Annotated in this window: 14 protein-coding genes; 8 read left to right on the forward strand and 6 right to left on the reverse strand. The window is 40.2% G+C overall.

The genetic code is table 11. The features are described from left to right. Positions 1 to 63: 63 nt before the first annotated feature. The 6 genes from rlmKL to rmf all read left to right on the forward strand — a co-directional run bounded on the left by rlmKL (position 64) and on the right by rmf (position 8,123). Positions 64 to 2,172, forward strand: a complete 2,109-nt coding sequence (rlmKL, locus tag M1E86_RS06290) for a bifunctional 23S rRNA (guanine(2069)-N(7))-methyltransferase RlmK/23S rRNA (guanine(2445)-N(2))-methyltransferase RlmL (protein ID WP_213914475.1) — start codon at positions 64 to 66, stop codon at positions 2,170 to 2,172. An 11-nt stretch (positions 2,173 to 2,183) separates the two neighbouring features. Then, positions 2,184 to 4,094 (forward strand): ABC transporter ATP-binding protein, encoded by a 1,911-nt coding sequence (locus M1E86_RS06295; RefSeq protein ID WP_213914474.1) that lies wholly within the window; start codon positions 2,184 to 2,186, stop codon positions 4,092 to 4,094. A 27-nt stretch (positions 4,095 to 4,121) separates the two neighbouring features. Next, positions 4,122 to 5,396, forward strand: a complete 1,275-nt coding sequence (pqiA, locus tag M1E86_RS06300; RefSeq protein WP_213914473.1) for a membrane integrity-associated transporter subunit PqiA — start codon at positions 4,122 to 4,124, stop codon at positions 5,394 to 5,396. Further along, positions 5,393 to 7,042, forward strand: coding sequence for an intermembrane transport protein PqiB (gene pqiB / locus M1E86_RS06305; RefSeq protein ID WP_125892669.1), 1,650 nt, complete (start codon positions 5,393 to 5,395; stop codon positions 7,040 to 7,042). Before pqiA ends, pqiB begins: the two co-directional genes overlap by 4 nt. Beyond that, on the forward strand, positions 7,042 to 7,596 hold the full coding sequence (gene pqiC / locus M1E86_RS06310) for a membrane integrity-associated transporter subunit PqiC (protein ID WP_125892671.1): 555 nt from the start codon (positions 7,042 to 7,044) through the stop codon (positions 7,594 to 7,596). Before pqiB ends, pqiC begins: the two co-directional genes overlap by 1 nt. Before the next feature lie 356 nt (positions 7,597 to 7,952). Continuing rightward, a complete protein-coding gene (gene rmf, locus M1E86_RS06315; protein ID WP_004256131.1) occupies positions 7,953 to 8,123 on the forward strand; it encodes a ribosome modulation factor in 171 nt (56 codons plus the stop codon). Between the two features lie 130 nt (positions 8,124 to 8,253). Here the strand turns inward: rmf and fabA are convergent, their stop codons facing one another. The 3 genes from fabA to M1E86_RS06330 form a co-directional block, all read right to left on the reverse strand. Next, positions 8,254 to 8,772, reverse strand: a complete 519-nt coding sequence (gene fabA, locus M1E86_RS06320) for a bifunctional 3-hydroxydecanoyl-ACP dehydratase/trans-2-decenoyl-ACP isomerase (RefSeq protein WP_004909641.1) — start codon at positions 8,770 to 8,772, stop codon at positions 8,254 to 8,256. Between the two features lie 96 nt (positions 8,773 to 8,868). Beyond that, complete coding sequence (locus tag M1E86_RS06325) at positions 8,869 to 10,605, reverse strand: AAA family ATPase (RefSeq protein WP_213914472.1); 1,737 nt, start codon at positions 10,603 to 10,605, stop codon at positions 8,869 to 8,871. A 208-nt stretch (positions 10,606 to 10,813) separates the two neighbouring features. Further along, entirely contained in the window at positions 10,814 to 10,990 is a 177-nt protein-coding gene (locus M1E86_RS06330) for a GhoT/OrtT family toxin (protein ID WP_004909646.1), read from the reverse strand. A 173-nt stretch (positions 10,991 to 11,163) separates the two neighbouring features. Between M1E86_RS06330 and matP the strand changes: the two genes are divergently transcribed. Then, positions 11,164 to 11,631, forward strand: coding sequence for a macrodomain Ter protein MatP (matP, locus tag M1E86_RS06335; protein WP_426099294.1), 468 nt, complete (start codon positions 11,164 to 11,166; stop codon positions 11,629 to 11,631). A gap of 183 nt (positions 11,632 to 11,814) precedes the next feature. On the opposite strand, the gene ompA is transcribed toward matP, so the two are convergent. Next, the gene (ompA, locus tag M1E86_RS06340; RefSeq protein WP_213914471.1) at positions 11,815 to 12,885 is read right to left on the reverse strand and encodes a porin OmpA; all 1,071 of its coding nucleotides are present in this window, start codon (positions 12,883 to 12,885) and stop codon (positions 11,815 to 11,817) included. 355 nt (positions 12,886 to 13,240) lie between these two features. Next, positions 13,241 to 13,762 carry an SOS-induced cell division inhibitor SulA gene (sulA, locus tag M1E86_RS06345; protein WP_213914470.1) on the reverse strand — a complete coding sequence of 174 codons (522 nt, stop codon included), beginning with the start codon at positions 13,760 to 13,762 and terminating at the stop codon, positions 13,241 to 13,243. A 231-nt stretch (positions 13,763 to 13,993) separates the two neighbouring features. Between sulA and M1E86_RS06350 the strand changes: the two genes are divergently transcribed. Continuing rightward, positions 13,994 to 14,608 (forward strand): TfoX/Sxy family DNA transformation protein, encoded by a 615-nt coding sequence (locus tag M1E86_RS06350; protein WP_125892681.1) that lies wholly within the window; start codon positions 13,994 to 13,996, stop codon positions 14,606 to 14,608. 102 nt (positions 14,609 to 14,710) lie between these two features. On the opposite strand, the gene yccS is transcribed toward M1E86_RS06350, so the two are convergent. After that, the gene (yccS, locus tag M1E86_RS06355; RefSeq protein WP_125892683.1) at positions 14,711 to 16,861 is read right to left on the reverse strand and encodes a YccS family putative transporter; all 2,151 of its coding nucleotides are present in this window, start codon (positions 16,859 to 16,861) and stop codon (positions 14,711 to 14,713) included. Positions 16,862 to 16,972 lie beyond the last annotated feature (111 nt).

Here is a 16,972-nt window from a genome sequence, read left to right on the forward strand (position 1 = left end):
GACAACTGCATAAGATTAGCTATAATGCGCAACAATTTTTCATCCAAATTGGTAATAAATACTATGAATTCTCTGTTTGCCAGCACAGCTCGCGGCCTTGAAGAACTACTGAAAACGGAATTAGAATCGCTTGGCGCTAGCCAATGCAAAGTGGCCCAAGGGGGTGTCTATTTTCAGGCCGACGAACGTGTGATGTATCAAAGCCTACTGTGGAGTCGGCTGGCATCGCGTATTTTATTGCCACTGAATGATTTTGATGTCTACAGTGACCTAGATTTGTACCTCGGTGTACAAGCTATCGACTGGAGTGAGATTTTTTCAGTCAATGATACCTTTGTTGTTCATTTTACGGGGACTAACGAAGAAATTCGCAATAGCCAATACGGCGCATTGAAAGTGAAAGATGCTATCGTAGACAGCTTTGTACGCAAGCTTGACCAGCGGCCTGATGTGGCTCGCCAGCAAGCGGATATTCGTATTAACGTCTATCTGAATAAAGAGAAAGCCAGTGTGGCTCTCGATTTGAGTGGTGATTCATTACATATTCGTGGCTACCGTGATTTGGCAGGCCAAGCCCCCTTAAAAGAGACACTGGCAGCAGCAATTATTAACCGTTCAGGTTGGCAGCAAGGAACTCCCTTGGTCGACCCGATGTGTGGTTCAGGAACATTGTTAATTGAAGCCGCAATGATGACAACGGATAAAGCCCCCGGCTTACACCGTACTCATTGGGGGTTTTATGCATGGTCTAAATTTAACGCGGAACTTTGGCGTGAATTAACCACGGAAGCGCAAGTGCGTTTCCGCCAAGGTTTGAAAGAGACGACATCGCGCTTTTATGGTTTTGATATCGATAAGCGTGTACTTGAAATGGCTCGTGCGAACGCACGCCGGGCAGGGTTACAAGATTTAATCACCTTTAAGCAAGGTGATGCCGCTGCATTGGAAAACCCAGTTAAGGTCGATACGTTAGGCACAATCATTAGCAACCCCCCGTATGGTGAGCGTTTAGAAAGTGAGCCTGCTTTAATTGCGCTACATAGTCAGTTAGGGCGGATCGTGAAGGCCCGCTTCCCTGGTTGGCGTTTATCGATTTTTAGTGCTTCTCCCGAGCTACTCAGCTGCTTGCAACTGCGTTCAGAGCGTGAGTTTAAAGCCAAAAACGGCCCTTTAGATTGTGTTCAAAAGAATTATCAATTAGCGGCTACACCGTCAGAGACCATCGCGGAGATTTCACCTGATTTTGCAAATCGCTTACGTAAAAATATCAAGAAATTAAGTAAATGGGCAAAGCAGCAAGGGATCGATTGCTACCGTGTTTATGATGCCGACCTACCTGAATACAATGTTGCGGTTGATATTTATGGCGATAAGGTGGTGATCCAAGAATATGCACCGCCAAAAACCGTTGATGAACGCAAAGCTCGTCAACGCCTGTTTGATGTGATCACTGCAACAATGAATGTGCTAGAACTGACATCGAATCAGCTAGTGTTAAAAACGCGCCAGCGCCAAAAAGGCAAGCAGCAGTATGAGAAATTAGCGCAAAAAGACGATTTCTTTTTAGTGCAAGAATACAATGCGAAAATGTTGGTGAATTTGACGGACTATCTGGATACGGGGTTATTTCTTGACCATCGTATTGCCCGTAAAATGTTAGGCCAGATGAGTAAAGATGCAGATTTCTTAAATTTGTTCTGTTACACCGGTACCGCGACTGTACATGCGGGGCTTGGTGGCGCGAAAAGTACCACTTCCGTTGATATGTCACGTACTTATCTTGAGTGGGCTGAAAAAAATCTACAAGCGAACGGACTTACAGGTCGCCAGCACCGTTTAATTCAAGCGGACTGCTTGAGTTGGCTAGCGAATAGCCGGGAACAATTTGATGTGATCTTTATTGATCCCCCAACATTCTCAAATTCAAAACGCATGGATGGTACGTTTGATGTGCAACGGGATCATATCCAATTGATTACCCACCTAAAGCGGTTATTACGCCGTGGTGGAACCGTAATGTTTTCTAATAACAAACGTGGTTTCAAAATGGATCTTGAAGCAATTAAAGAATTAGGTTTACAAGCGCAAGAAATCACAGCGAAAACACTGTCAGAAGATTTTGCTCGTAACCGTCAAATACATAACTGCTGGCTAATTAGCCACGCAGAGTAAGGATAGAATCAATGGCTTTAATTAATTTGTCGGGTGCATACCTTTCGTTTAGTGATGCCCCATTACTGGATAATACCGAAATTCATATCGAAGATAACGAACGTGTATGTTTGGTTGGCCGCAATGGTGCAGGTAAATCAACGTTAATGCGTGTGTTAACGAAAGAACAGCCGTTGGATGATGGCCAATTGGTTTATGAGCAAGATTTAGTTGTTGCACGCTTGCAGCAAGACCCTCCGCGTAATATTGAAGGCACTATTTTTGATTTTGTGGCTGAAGGTGTTGCAGAACAAGCTCAGTACCTCAAAGATTATCACCATGTTGCGAAAGAGGTCGAAACCGACCCGAGTGAAAAAAATCTAAATAAATTGGCTGAATTGCAAGAGGTGTTAGATAACCGTAATTTATGGTTATTAGATTCTCGTATCAGTGATGTGCTGAAAAAACTCGGTTTACCTGCAGATGCAGAACTGTCTTCATTATCAGGTGGTTGGCTACGTAAAGCGGCTTTGGGTCGTGCGTTAGTGAGTAACCCGCGAGTACTCTTTTTAGATGAGCCAACCAACCACTTAGATATAGAAACAATTCTTTGGCTGGAAAATTTCCTAAAAGATTTCCAAGGTAGCATCGTATTTATTTCCCATGACCGTTCATTTATCCGTAATATGGCAACCCGTATTATTGATTTAGACCGTGGGAAATTAGCATCTTGGCCGGGTAATTATGATGACTACTTGGTGAATAAAGAAGAAGCTTTGCGTGTTGAAGAGATGCAAAATGCGGAATTTGACCGCAAATTAGCCCAAGAAGAGACGTGGATCCGCCAAGGTATTAAAGCGCGACGTACTCGTAACGAAGGGCGTGTTCGTGCGTTAAAAGCCCTACGGGTAGAGCGTTCACAGCGTCGTGAAGTGATGGGCACAGCGAAAATGCAAGTGGGTGAAGCTGCCCGTTCTGGCAAAATTGTATTTGAAATGGAAAATGTGAATTACCAGATTGATAATAAAGTATTGGTAAAAGATTTTTCAGCTCAAGTATTACGTGGCGATAAAATCGCGCTAGTTGGGCCAAACGGTTGTGGTAAAACAACATTATTGCGTTTGATGTTGGGGGATTTGCAAGCAGATAGCGGACGAGTACATTGTGGGACTAAGTTGGAAGTTGCTTATTTCGACCAGCACCGCGCAGCATTGGACCCAGATAAAACCGTGATGGATAATTTAGCGGAAGGTAAACAAGAAGTCATGGTGAATGGTAAGCCACGCCATGTTCTCGGCTATTTGCAAGACTTTATGTTCCCGCCAAAACGTGCAATGACACCGGTTAGGGCACTTTCTGGAGGTGAGCGTAATCGGTTATTGCTTGCGCGTTTATTCCTAAAACCAAGTAACTTATTGATCCTCGATGAACCGACTAACGACCTTGATGTCGAAACTTTAGAGTTACTTGAAGAATTAGTTGATGGTTACCAAGGAACGGTTTTATTGGTTAGCCATGACCGAGAGTTTGTCGATAACAGCGTGACGGAATGCTGGATCTTTGAAGGTAATGGCGTGATTAACCGTTTTGCTGGCGGGTATTACGATGCTCAACAGCAAAGAGCACAAACCGTGAGTTTGAAAGCAGAACAAACAGGTAAAGTGGCTGGCCAAGATAAACCAACGAAACCGAAAGAAGCGGTAAAGCGGTCAAATAAGCTCAGTTATAATTTATTACGTGAATTGGAACAGTTGCCAGCAAAATTGGAACAACTTGAAAGTGATATTGAAGCACTACAAGCTCAAGTTGGCGATGCAGATTTTTTCAACCAACCGCATGATGTAACAGAAAAAACGCTGACTCAGCTATCTGCAAAAGAAGCTGAATTAGAGCAAGCGTTTGACCGTTGGCAAGAGCTTGAATTACTGAAAAACGGCGAATGACGCTTTAATTAAAGGAGCAAATACACTTTGTGCAACCATGAGTCTCATGAACATGTGCTTTGTCCTCAGTGTGACATGTTGGTTGCAGTTCCTGAATTGGAACAAGGGAGCAAAGCAACGTGTCCACGCTGCGAAACCACATTGGTCTCAAAGTGGCGATATCCGTATAAGCAGCCAGCAGCATATGCATTTAGTGCATTAATTATGCTATTTATTGCCTGCTTATTTCCCTTTGTTAAGATGGGCGCCGCAGGGATTGAAAATGAAATATCGTTATTCCAAATAATTGAAATTATAGCTACCACGCGCTATAGCGGTTTGGCGCTATTTTTTCTGTTTTTTTCATTGGTTATTCCTGCATTTTGTATGGTCACAATCATCCTTTTAGGGGTGCAGGTTCATATTCCTAAAAATATTAAAGTGGTGATCACCCGTATTTTGTTCCAAATGAAAACGTGGTGCATGGCTGAGATTTTTCTAGCGGGGGTCTTAGTCAGTTTTGTTAAATTGATAGCTTACGGCGATATTGGTATCGGGTTAAGCTTTTTACCTTATTGCGCGTATTGCATGCTGCAAGTAAGGGCTTTCCAATGCTTAGACCGCCATTGGCTATGGAACCGAATTGAAGCTGCGCCGAAATTAGATAGGCCGTTAATTGTCGGCCAGACGGGGATTAAGCAAGATGTACGCTTATGTCTAGTGTGTACGGCAATTTTACCGGCTGAACAATCAAAATGCCCACGCTGCCACTCACATGGTAGTGTACGTAAAAAACAAAGTTTACAATGGACTTTGGCTCTTTTAATGACATCAATTATGTTGTATATCCCTGCGAATGTATTGCCGATGATGACCACAAACACGTTAGGTACAGCATTAAATTCGACCATTATTGATGGCGTCATTTTACTGTGGGAAGACGGGTCATATCCTGTTGCTATGGTGATTTTTGTTGCCAGTATTATGGTGCCTACATTGAAAATGATAGGAATTGCATGGCTTTGCCTAGATTCCAAAGGGTATGGTAATCGGGACCCGCATCGTATGCATTTTATTTATGAGCTGGTGGAGTATGTTGGCCGTTGGTCAATGATAGATGTGTTTGTTATCACCATTTTAGCCTCTTTGGTTCAAATGGGGCAATTGATGAATATTGTCCCTGCGATGGGGATTATTTTCTTTGGTGTGGTTGTTATTCTCACAATGTTTGCAGCGATGACCTTTGACCCCAGATTAACTTGGGATCGCTGTGAAAGAAGAAATGCAGTAAATACTGTTGAACAAGAAGGAGTCATCGGGTGACTGATAAAGAAACACCACAGGCCAATGCCAAAATTAGTAAGTTAAAAAGTTGGTCGCCTGTATGGGTGATCCCAATAGTGACAGTCTTGCTTGGCGCTTGGGTCTTATTTTACCATTTTAGCAACCAAGGCCCTGAAGTGACATTAATCACTTACAATGCTGAAGGAATAGAAGCAGGTAAAACCAAAATTAAAAGCCGTAGCGTCGATATTGGCGTTGTGGAAAGTGTGACGCTTGATGACAATTTTAGTCGAGTGGTCATTAAAGCGCGTTTGAACAATGAAATGAAAGAATTACTGCGTACTGATTCTGCGTTTTGGATTGTAAAACCAACAATTGGGCGTGATGGCGTTACTGGGCTAGGTACATTACTTTCAGGTGCTTACATTGAGCTTCAACCGGGCTTAGCGGCAAAAGAGCATTTCGAGTTTACCTTATTGGATACCCCACCTCTTGCATCACCTGATGCTAAGGGAATTCGTGTTGTATTGGTGAGCGATAAGGCAGGACAATTAAATCCAGGTGACCCAGTGTTATTCCGTGGTTACCGGGTCGGTTCTGTTGAAACGAGCGACTTTGATATGGATAAACGCGATATGCGTTATCAATTATTTATCAATGCGCCTTATGACAAATTGATTAGTTCAAATGTACGTTTTTGGAAAGATAGCGGTATAGCTTTTGATATGTCATCCCAAGGCGTGCATGTTGAAATGGGCTCAATTGCGACATTATTGACCGGTGGTGTGAGTTTTGATGTTCCAACCGGGTGGGTTCCTGGTGCTAATGTGAAGGAAAATGCTGAATTCCAACTGTTTGACAACCAAAGCAGTATTCAAAATTCCTTGTATACACAGTATCAAGATTTTGTCTTATTCTTCTCAGACTCAGTGCGAGGCCTACAACCGGGCGCGCCGGTAGAGTTCCGTGGTATTCGTTTAGGTACTGTTGCACAAGTGCCTTTTTATACCGAAGGTTTAGACCAATCACTGGATAATGACTTTAGAATTCCTGTTTTGATCCACATTGAACCAGAACGTTTTTCTAAGGATGTCGGTAAGAACTTTAATTTAAAAAATGAATTAAATTTAGCTTTGAAAGATGGCTTAAGGGCATCACTAAAATCAGGGAATTTATTAACGGGTGCGTTATTTGTTGATTTGGATTTTGTGCAAAATGCAGAGCCTTATAAAGGCCCAACCGTGGTTGCCGGCTATAAAATTATCCCAACAACCAGTGCAGGTTTAGCGCAAATTCAACAAAAAGTCATTGCGGTGTTGGATAAAATTAACAATATGCCAATTGAACCGATGCTTAACCAAACGACACAAACATTGGCAGAAGGGCAGAAAGTTGTTAAAGAAGCTAATGCGATGTTGGCTCAACTCAACAAAGTTATGGCGAGTAAAGAGTTCCAAAATTTACCTCATGACTTGCAAAAAACACTGCAAGAAATGAACCGTGCAATGCAAGGTTTCCAACCTGGTTCTCCAGCTTATAATAAAATGGTGGATAACATGCAGCGTTTAGACCAAGTATTAAGAGAAGTTCAGCCGCTTCTACGTACTTTGAATAATAAGAGTAATGCGTTAGTTTTCGAAGCTGAGCCAACGAAGGATGTTGAGCCTAAAGGAGTGAAAAAATAATGAGATATTTACTATCAATATTTGTTTTATTATTGGCAGCTTGTAGCAGTACCCCAGAGAAAAAGTACTACCAACTGCCAATGAAAACTCCTCAGACACAATCTGCAGAGGTGATGAATAAAGGCCAAGTGTGGTTACAACGCATCATGTTATCAGATGTGCTGACATCAAATGGGATTACTTACCAAACGACAGATGTCAGTTATACCAATGCAAGTACGCATCTATGGGCGAGTCCTTTAGAACAACAGCTTGGTCAGTCGATGGTGAGTGAATTATCTGCAGCGTTACCTGAAAAACTCGTGTCTTTGCAGCCATTACAAAACTCACCGGATACACTTGATATTACTTTGACGGCCTTTAATGGGCGGTATGATGGTAAAGTATTAATCCAAGGCTTTTGGACTTACACTCATGATAAAAACGTGATCCGTCGTAATTTTGATGTACAGTTAGACCAAAATGAAGATGGCTACCCTGAGCTAGTTCGCACGTTATCAATGGGGTGGCAGCAAGTCGCTGAGAGTATTGCGAAAGAGATAGATAAATACTAATCATTGGTTATTACTTAAGTAATTTATATTAAATGCACCTTGAATATATGTGGTTTATATATTCAAAGTGCATTTTTAATTTCATTAAATATAGATATTCTTTTTATTTATATATTAGTGAATAATAATTGATTTTGTTCTCTAATATTATGATAAATAAAAGAATGTTTTTATTTTCAAATCAAATCAATAGGTTGTATTAATTGTCATATACAAGTCACATTTATGCCATTTATGACAAATATATGAAAATCTTTACTTGATTTTTTTTTCAACGGGCGCTATTTCTATAGTGTACCTATTAAAAATAGTAGGTACTGTTTTCTTTTCCATTTAAATGATGAGGGAAGTAAGGCATGAAAAGACAGAAGCGAGACCGTTTAGAAAGAGCTTTATCAAGAGGTTATCAAGCAGGTTTAGCAGGGCGCTCTAAAGAGTTGTGCCCATATCAAGCAGTAGATGCTCGGTCGCATTGGCTAGGTGGTTGGCGAAAGGCGATGGAGGATCGAACCATAGCGGTGGTGTAACCCCAATATTCTTTGAACGTTTAGCTTAAATAGCCTGAGCTCGTTTTCTTGCATATTTTTGGGTTTTTAAGCTGAAGGTATTCATTCATTTAAAAACCTCCGCCATTGCGGAGGTTTGCATTTCAAATATTTAGAATGCGCTGGTGTCTTTAAAAAGACCCACTTTTAAGTCTGTTGCAGTATAAATTAATTTACCATCAACTAAGACTTCACCGTCTGCTAACCCCATGATCAGTTTACGGTTGATCACGCGTTTAAAGCTGATGCGGTAAGTAACTTTTTTCGCGGTAGGGAGAACTTGGCCAGTAAATTTAACTTCGCCAACACCTAAAGCGCGCCCTTTACCTTCACCGCCGAGCCAGCCAAGGTAGAAGCCAACTAGCTGCCACATTGCATCGAGGCCTAAACAACCAGGCATGACAGGGTCGTTTGTAAAGTGACAGCCAAAGAACCAAAGGTCTGGATTAATATCCAATTCAGCTTCCACATAACCTTTGTTAAATGTACCGCCATCTTCAGTCATACTGACGATACGATCCATCATCAACATATTTCCAGATGGCAATGGAGGACCATTTTCTCCAAATAACTCACCTTTACCAGAAGCAATTAAATCATCTTTTGTGTAGGATCCGCGTTTCTCAACCATGTTCTTAAGATAGCCTTTATTAAGTGTAGGTCTACAGGATAGCTTACACTTGTACGCTGAACAACTCCGATCTGCTATTTTTTACGCAATCTTTACTTAACTTATCCATTTTAAGAACCAAGGAAGTCGGGCTTTATCAGGTGAGTTTGCTTGATTGATCCGTTCTTGAATTAAAGCTAACAGGTGTACATTTTCTTCTTCAGCTTGTTGTTCAAAGTAAGGTTGCTTAGTCAATATAGTAATGGCTTGGGCGACATGTTCAACAGGCCAAATGTGGAATTGACCTTCTTTTACGGCTTCAACGACAGCAGACTTGGTGCATAAATGGCGAACATTTGCCATCGGGATGATGACACCTTGGTTGCCAGTTAACCCACGTTTTTCACAGATATCAAAGAAACCTTCAATTTTCTCATTCACCCCGCCAATAGGTTGGACATAGCCAAATTGGTCAACTGCACCCGTGATAGCAACTTGCTGGTCAATAGGTTGTAGTGATAATGCGCTAATTAAAGCGCACAGCTCTGCGAGTGATGCGCTATCACCATCAACTTCACCATAGGACTGCTCAAAGACGATAGAGGCGGAGAAAGGCTGAGGCTGCTCTAATTTCAGCTCGTAATTTAAATAGGCTTGCATGATCATCATGCCTTTGGCGTGGATATTCCCACCCAGCTCTGCTTTACGTTCTACATCCGTGAATTCACCGTCACCTAAATGTGCGACACAGGTAATACGGGATGGCTCACCAATAGCGTCAGGGTGCCCTGGATATTGTAAGACAGACAAGCCATTAACTTGGCCGATAACTTCGCCTTCAGTTTTAACGAAGATTTGTTCTTGCAAAATATCGTCCTGAGTACGTTCAGCAAGAAAACTGTGGCGCCATTGGCGGTTTTCATTTGCTTGCTTAAATGACTCTTGAGTCAGCAAATGGTTAACATGGTAGTGGCTGGCATCAACAAGAGAGCGAACTAACCAAAGAATATCAAGAGGAAGATTAAATTTATCTTCACAGTAACGAACAGCTTGTTGGATGAAAGGGACCCAGCCATCAGCAGAAATATGTGGTAATTTATTGGATTCAATAATGGATTTAACATAACGCATCCATAAGCTCAATTGTTCTTCATCTTCGAAGAACATAATAGGCTCATATTCGCCATAAATTGCGCAGCTAAATAGTTCCGGTGATGTAAATTCAAACTCTTCTAAAGCTAATCGGTCACCAACAATAATGACTTTAAGTTCTAAAGGTTGTGGTTCAATTTCAATCGGTAAAGGCTGATTCTCAGAATAAGGTAACCATTCAAGTTGTTGACGGTTAACCATATTTTTTAGGCGAGCCCACATTAAAGGTTGGCTAATTAATGCGCTAGCTGCGATAACTAAGATCCCGCCATTAATTTGGTGAAGTAATCCTGGCACTAAATTCAATGAAGGGGTGACATAGCCAAATAATTGTTCGGGTTCTATCCAACTACGGTAAGCAATTTTTTCATGGGAAGAGAAACGGCTTTTAACACCACTTTTCCATTGAAAAAGACGGCTATCTTCAGATAATTGATAATCACCATCAATGGTATTTATCTCTGCCAGTAAGGGGGTAATTGCATTAGCATAAAGGCTAAGATACGCCTCACTGTCATCAGACTTGATAAACATGAAGCGAGTTTGGGCAAATTCATCAACGAAATGTTGTATGCCATCAGATAGCCTAGGCTGAATATCTGATAAAAGTATAGGGGGCAACGTTTCTGAAGATACAAATTTCGTCTGAAATGACGATAAGTTAGGAATTAGGCCTTGCCATGTTAGTTCTTGACTGATCACTATAATTATCTGCTATTAATAGGGTTATAAATAAAATGCCTGCCAATAAGCTGGGCGTATATGCCTGAATAAGGTTTATTTAATAAATTTGCTAAATAACATTGTTTGTTTTATAAACAAATTTCAGGCTCATTCATTACCCAATGGGCAAGCTTGCTATATTAGCCTTTGATAGGCAATCTTGCAGCAATAATTGTTGAATTATCGACTAGAATAACGAAAACATAAATACAATGGGTAGTGTCATCGGCCAAGTCAAGCCAATAAGTATGGCGCTCAGCAAGCGCATAAAGCAGTTAGGGTCTTTTGTTACGAGTAGGGTAAATAGCATTGCGCATACACCGCCAATCCCATAGATGACGAGTATGTATTCAAATGTGGACATGCAGTTTTATTAATTTGTTAACAGATAGGGGCGGATTGTACACTATTTTTACAAGAGGAGGTCATCTTCTTTATTGAAAGAGTGAATATTCCACTAAATCGAATATCTGCTTGAGTATTTTGTATATAATCTTGCTAATATAAAAATAGGTTCAATTTTCTTCAGGAAAAATTATGAAATATCAGCAGCTTGAAAATCTTGAATGTGGCTGGAAATGGGAATACCTCGTCAATAAAGCAAGGGGTGGCGAAGCAATTACCCGCTATATAGAAAGAAGTGCAGAAAAAGAAGCGATAGACTTGCTGCTAAAAATGGAAAATAGACCGGTTGATGTACTAAAGTGGATCACTCAGCATATGAACCCAGAGCTTGATAACCGAATGAAACAGAGTATTCGGGCGAGGCGTAAGCGTCATTTTAATGCAGAACACCCACATACACGTAAGAAATCAATAGATTTAAACTTTTCGGTGTGGCAGCGTTTGTCTAACCTTGCCGTGAAGCGTAATAAAACGTTGTCTGAAACTATTATTCAGTTAATTGAAGACGCAGAACATAAAGATAAATATGAAAGCCAGATGAGCTCATTAAAACAAGATTTGCAAGCGATCCTTGGGATACCAAAGGAAACGGATAACTAAAGAAGATCAGTGATGATCATCACTGTAGCAAGTATCTAAGCAAGATACCGTTATTATAGAATTAAATCTTTTGAAGTGTATTTTTAAGCTGTACTGGTTTTTTGTGATTTTTGATGATAAAAAAACCCCAATATTAATTGGGGTTTTTTATGTTTAGTTCGAAATTCAAACTAGGGCTAAGAATTAAGCACCTGGTTGAGTTACAACTTCAGTTGTACCTTGGATTTCGATTTCAACACGACGGTCTGGCGCTAAACACTCGATCAGAGCAGCACGGCCTTTAACATCGTCACATTTGTTACCAGTTACTGGATCTTCTTTACCACGGCCTTCTGCAGAGATTGCGCTAGCTGGAACGCCTTTAGCAACTAAGTAGTCAACTACAGACTGAGCACGTTTTTGTGACAGTGGTAAGTTGTAGTTTTGTGAACCGATACGGTCAGTGAAACCAACTACCAGTACGCGACCTTGAGTTGGGTCGATGCTGCTAAGTTCGTTGTACAGCTCATTCAGAGCTTCTTGACCTTCTGGTTTCAGGCTTGCTTTGTTGAAGTTAAACAGAACATCTGAACGCAGAGTAAAGCGTTTGTTTTCAACAACTGGAGCTGGAGCAACAACTGGAGCTGGCGCAACAACTGGAGCATCAGCTTGACCGAAACGGTAAGCAACACCAACGCTCAGCATGCCGTTGTCTGGACGAGTACCGATGTTGTCTTTATCACCTAAGTTGCTAACCCATTGGTAGTCTAAACGAGTAGCCCACTCTGGAGTGATTGCGTACTCAAGACCCAGTGCGTATACAGGTGCAACGCCAGTGTCAGTTTCTTTGAAACGACCTTGAGTTTGGTTAGCTTTAGCTTCTGTACGGTAAACCATACCACCTAAACGAGTGTAAACGTCTAAGTCATCCATGATTGGATAGCTTAATTTAGTAGTTAATGAAACACCCATAGATTTCAGGTCACCGCTGTTACCAGCGCCTTTGTATTTCATTTTACCGAACCAATCGTAACCAAGCTCGAAGCCCATGTATTGGTTATATTGGTAACCAGCGAATGCACCAGCACCGAGAGTATCACGGTCAGTAGTGTTACCTACGTGAAGATTAGTTTCAGGTGAAGTGAATTTAGTGTCTTCATAGTGAGACCAACCTAATTTAGCACCGGTATACCAAGTGTTATCTTTTGGAGCTGCTTGTGCAACGGTTGCAAAAGCTGCTACTGCCACTGCTACTGCGATAGCTGTTTTTTTCATTTTTACGCCTCGTTATCATCCAATATTGGCTTGGCTTCGCTGAGCCTTATTATATGCCATTGGTTTAATTTACTTGCTAGGTTTCGCAGACATTATCTACAAAAAAATAAGAAAAGTAAAAAAATAATGCCATAAGCCGAACAAGCTAAAGTCTACAACGAACTTAAAAAGATACAAGTAGAGTGAGCAAAAATCGTTAAAAAAAGTGTTTTTTTAGTGTATAAATCAGAGAGATATGTATATTTTTAACAATGATTATATTTAATCTATCTGATTGATCTACAATACTTTTAATTTAACTTTAGAGACAAATATGCCTAAAGGTTAAATTTAGTAAGAAAATTCTTAATCTTAGCTAGTGGTAATGATTTGAATGAATTTTTAAGTGGTTTGGCTGTCTTGCTTGTGTACTAACCATATTATACGTTTTCTGTGGACGCATAATTAAGCCAATAGAACAGCCTTCTTGAGCAGCATATTGCAAACGAATAAAATCTTGCTCGCTTATTTCCGGTAGCCACCCTAGAACCACGCTATAATTCCCACTTCTTAAGGCTTTTTCCATGGCATCAATCGTGGTGATATCTTCCATATGATTTAATTGCATAACTTTATTAGTGGGTATACCTGATTGTTCTAACCAGTGTTTACTGAGTTTTTTATTAGGGCTTAACCAGAGTAACCAGCGTGATTGGACCCCAAACTGGCGAAGCATGGGTAATAAAATGTAATCCATAATAGGGTGTTTTTCATCGTAAACAAGTTCGCTCACCATACCTTGTTGCATAGAGCTGTTAGTAAGCCCTATCGCAGGGATTGATTGTGCGTAATTATTAAGAGAATGTTCTGTTGAGTTGTTCCAAGAATAGATGCTCATAATTTACCTCGTTACAATGCTGTATGAACATACAGTAACTGTATATCCATCCAATATCAAGACTATTTTTTCAAAGCGCTTCGCAACTTTGTTGTTTTTATCTGCATTCTTCTTGGCATTTTTTATGGATGCTCTCAAAATTGGTTATGCGTAATTATCTGTAAAAAAAGAAATTATAAAATTAATTTTCTCAAGGATGAAAATTAAGCATATCTAAAAAGGAGTTTAGTAATGTTGTCAAAAGATGAAAAATTTTTTTATTTGTCCCGTTTGTTAAGTCAATTTGGCGAATTAAAGCGCAAAAACCATTTTGGTGGGTTTTGTCTATTAGTCGATGATGCAATTGTGGGGTTAGTGCTTGATGGCGGCTTTTATTTGCGTGGCTGTTTAGTTGCGAGAAGCCATTTTGAATCCTTAGGGTTTAACCGGCTAGTTTATAGTAAAAAGGGTATTCCACTGGAAATGCGTTATTATCAACTTTCGGAACAAGTTTGGCATGACGAGGCTTTGTTTCTCCAATATATTGAGTTGGCGTACCGTTCAGCCATTGAAGAATTTAAACAAAAACAATCAATAACTATGCGAATAAAAGATTTACCTAATATGAATATGTCAGTTGAGCGCGCACTAGGGAAAATCGGTGTATCTCACGTTGATGATTTGCGTATGATGGGCGCAAAGGCTTGTTTTATGAAGCTAAAAAAGCATGGTAGGAATAACCCTAGTATTAAGTTACTCATAGGCTTAGCGGCTGCAATAGAAGGGTGTCATAGTGCGGTTTTACCAAAGGATATCAAGCAAGAGCTAATTACTTGGTATAATAGTTTTGAATTGACGTCAGCTTAAACTCGCGCAAAACCACGGTTATTATTAATATAGTTAATACTATAATATGCAATATAAGAATGAGCGGGTATTTAGAATTATAATACCCGCTCATCGGTATAATTATGATGCACTAATAGTTCGCATAATTTGTTTTATTTCAGGGACCAGCTCGAGCAATAATTTAGTTTGTTCCATGATTAGTAAAGTTTTTTCGTCATCACTGGTTGAAATGTTATCTATCCGCTGTAATAGACTGTGACGAAGTTTATCTGATTTTTCATCAATGACGAGCGGGTCAATGGTGGTGATTTGTAGCGATGATTCAACATAGCAAATAGCATCGTTGAGTAGTGAAAGGTTATCTTCATTTTGCATTTTTTCACGATGCGCGCCTAATGCAGATATATAGCTGAGTAAAGTGTGGTTTAAGCAGAGAAGGCGAAAAGCCTGTTCTTGAGTGATTCGATAAGACTTAGGATCCGATGCCATATTGGACACAATAGAAGCGAATTCAGCATCGTTATTATGTGCCTCTCTACGTGCAATTCGATACTCAAGGCGGTTGTCTTTACCTTGGTAATATTGTTGTAAAATAGCATCTAAATAACGGCAATTGCTATCCATAGTTTTTTGAATGACTTGGGGGAGTTGGCGGAATTTCCAGTCAGGCCAAATAAAGCTGACGGCAAGTAATGCAATAAAACAACCAATTAATGTGTCAATGATCCGTGGCAGTGCAACGTCAAACCCTTCTCCGAGTAGGTTAAAACAAAACAAGACGAGTAGTGTGATAAATAAGGTTGCTTGGGCATATTGGCTACTGCGAAACATAAAAAACAGTAAACCAGAAATAACAATTAGCGTGAGCTGGCCTTCCATTGAAGGGATTAAATTCAGCAAAGGTAAGCCAATGAGAATACCAACAATAGTGCCTATTATACGTAGAGCCAAACGGCGTTTAGTGGCGCTGTAGTTAGGTTGGCATACAAATAAGCTAGTGAGTAATATCCAATATCCTCTTTCCATATCAAATAGTTGGATAATGACATAGCCAGTACAAAGGAGAATTGACATTCTGACCGCATGGCGAAATAAAGAAGATTTCGGGGTTAAATGGTGTTTAACGCGTGAAATAATATCACGAATACCTGATAACGATTCGTCAGATAACTGTTCTATTTGTTTATTATTTTGCTGCCATGCACTTTGCTCAAGGCTCAGGCCTTTAAGTTGAACATCAATTCCTTTTAAGTTTTTAAGTAAGTTGTACAGCGCTTTAATTTCATGAAGCTCAGGCGATTGCTGCTTTAGAAGTTGTAGCGATTTTTCAATGTAAGCGAAAGTGCGCTCAAAACGAGGGTTATGTTGGTATTGTTTACGCCATAAAACAGATTGAGCAACTTGCTGGCAGGCTCTCGCTTGCATAGTTAATAGGCGTTGGAAACGAAATAAAATATCACAATGACGTAAAGTACGGCTAAGTTGTTGGTATTGTATGTGAGATGAACTTGCTCGTTCGTGAATATCTTGGGCAACAAAATAATAATGCAGTGAATTTCGGGTACCTTTTTGTCCTCGGTCTCCTTTTAACCGACTCAGTAATGCAATTTTTGCTTGGTTCATGGTGCTAACCAAGTGACTGTTTACTAGCGCTAAATCATAAACAGAGCGTTGGTAGTCATCTTCTAAGTCAGGGTCAAATAAGTTAGCTTTTGCATCTAAATAAGCTGAAAGTTGCTGATAGCATTGGGTTATTGCATCTTGTAGTGGCCTAACAGGAAATAAAATATGGCCAATCAAAGTTAAGATATTATACCAAATTGCCCCTGTGAGTAATAATGCAGGTTGTTGGTACCAAGTATCAAATATGGGTACACCGAGCATGGTATAAATAGCAATTAACAGTGCACCAAATGCGATGGTTGCGTATCTCTGCCCTAAAGCACCGAGAAGAATAAAACCACATGTGGAAAAGGCGAGACCAAAAAAGAAAAATAAAGGGTATGGAAACAGCAGTTCAATTGAAACGGATGCAATAAAAAAACAAAAAAGTGTAATAATTAAATTTTTTATTCTACCAGTTAGCCTATCATCTAAGTCAGTCAGTGCAGCAGCGACCACACCTAAAGTAAGTGGGATAGTGGTCTTAGGCTCTTGGTTTAACAACCATGGCACTAAGGTTGCGCCTGTCAGGGCTATAAAGATTCGGATATAATATAAAATATGGCTGTTATATAGCACACGACGATAACTGGTAAGCAGTGTTAACACAAAGTACCTCAAAGGTAAGACAAGCCCTAGTCTATATAGGATAGCTTGTTTGCAAGGAATAAAAAACCGTTTGGAATCAAGCCAACCGTATTTTTGTCATTGATTTTCTCA

This window comes from Providencia sp. PROV200 (assembly GCF_049901995.1).
GTDB lineage: Bacteria > Pseudomonadota > Gammaproteobacteria > Enterobacterales > Enterobacteriaceae > Providencia > Providencia rettgeri_E.

What these genes read in the sequence shown, in the direction of transcription:
- rlmKL (WP_213914475.1), top strand. Translation starts at nt 64, where the DNA reads ATGAATTCTCTGTTTGCCAGCACAGCTCGCGGCCTTGAAGAACTACTG.
- M1E86_RS06295 (WP_213914474.1), top strand. Translation starts at nt 2,184, where the DNA reads ATGGCTTTAATTAATTTGTCGGGTGCATACCTTTCGTTTAGTGATGCC.
- pqiC (WP_125892671.1), top strand. Translation starts at nt 7,042, where the DNA reads ATGAGATATTTACTATCAATATTTGTTTTATTATTGGCAGCTTGTAGC.
- rmf (WP_004256131.1), top strand. Translation starts at nt 7,953, where the DNA reads ATGAAAAGACAGAAGCGAGACCGTTTAGAAAGAGCTTTATCAAGAGGT.
- fabA (WP_004909641.1), bottom strand. Translation starts at nt 8,772, where the DNA reads ATGGTTGAGAAACGCGGATCCTACACAAAAGATGATTTAATTGCTTCT.
- M1E86_RS06330 (WP_004909646.1), bottom strand. Translation starts at nt 10,990, where the DNA reads ATGTCCACATTTGAATACATACTCGTCATCTATGGGATTGGCGGTGTA.
- matP (WP_426099294.1), top strand. Translation starts at nt 11,164, where the DNA reads ATGAAATATCAGCAGCTTGAAAATCTTGAATGTGGCTGGAAATGGGAA.
- ompA (WP_213914471.1), bottom strand. Translation starts at nt 12,885, where the DNA reads ATGAAAAAAACAGCTATCGCAGTAGCAGTGGCAGTAGCAGCTTTTGCA.
- sulA (WP_213914470.1), bottom strand. Translation starts at nt 13,762, where the DNA reads ATGAGCATCTATTCTTGGAACAACTCAACAGAACATTCTCTTAATAAT.
- M1E86_RS06350 (WP_125892681.1), top strand. Translation starts at nt 13,994, where the DNA reads ATGTTGTCAAAAGATGAAAAATTTTTTTATTTGTCCCGTTTGTTAAGT.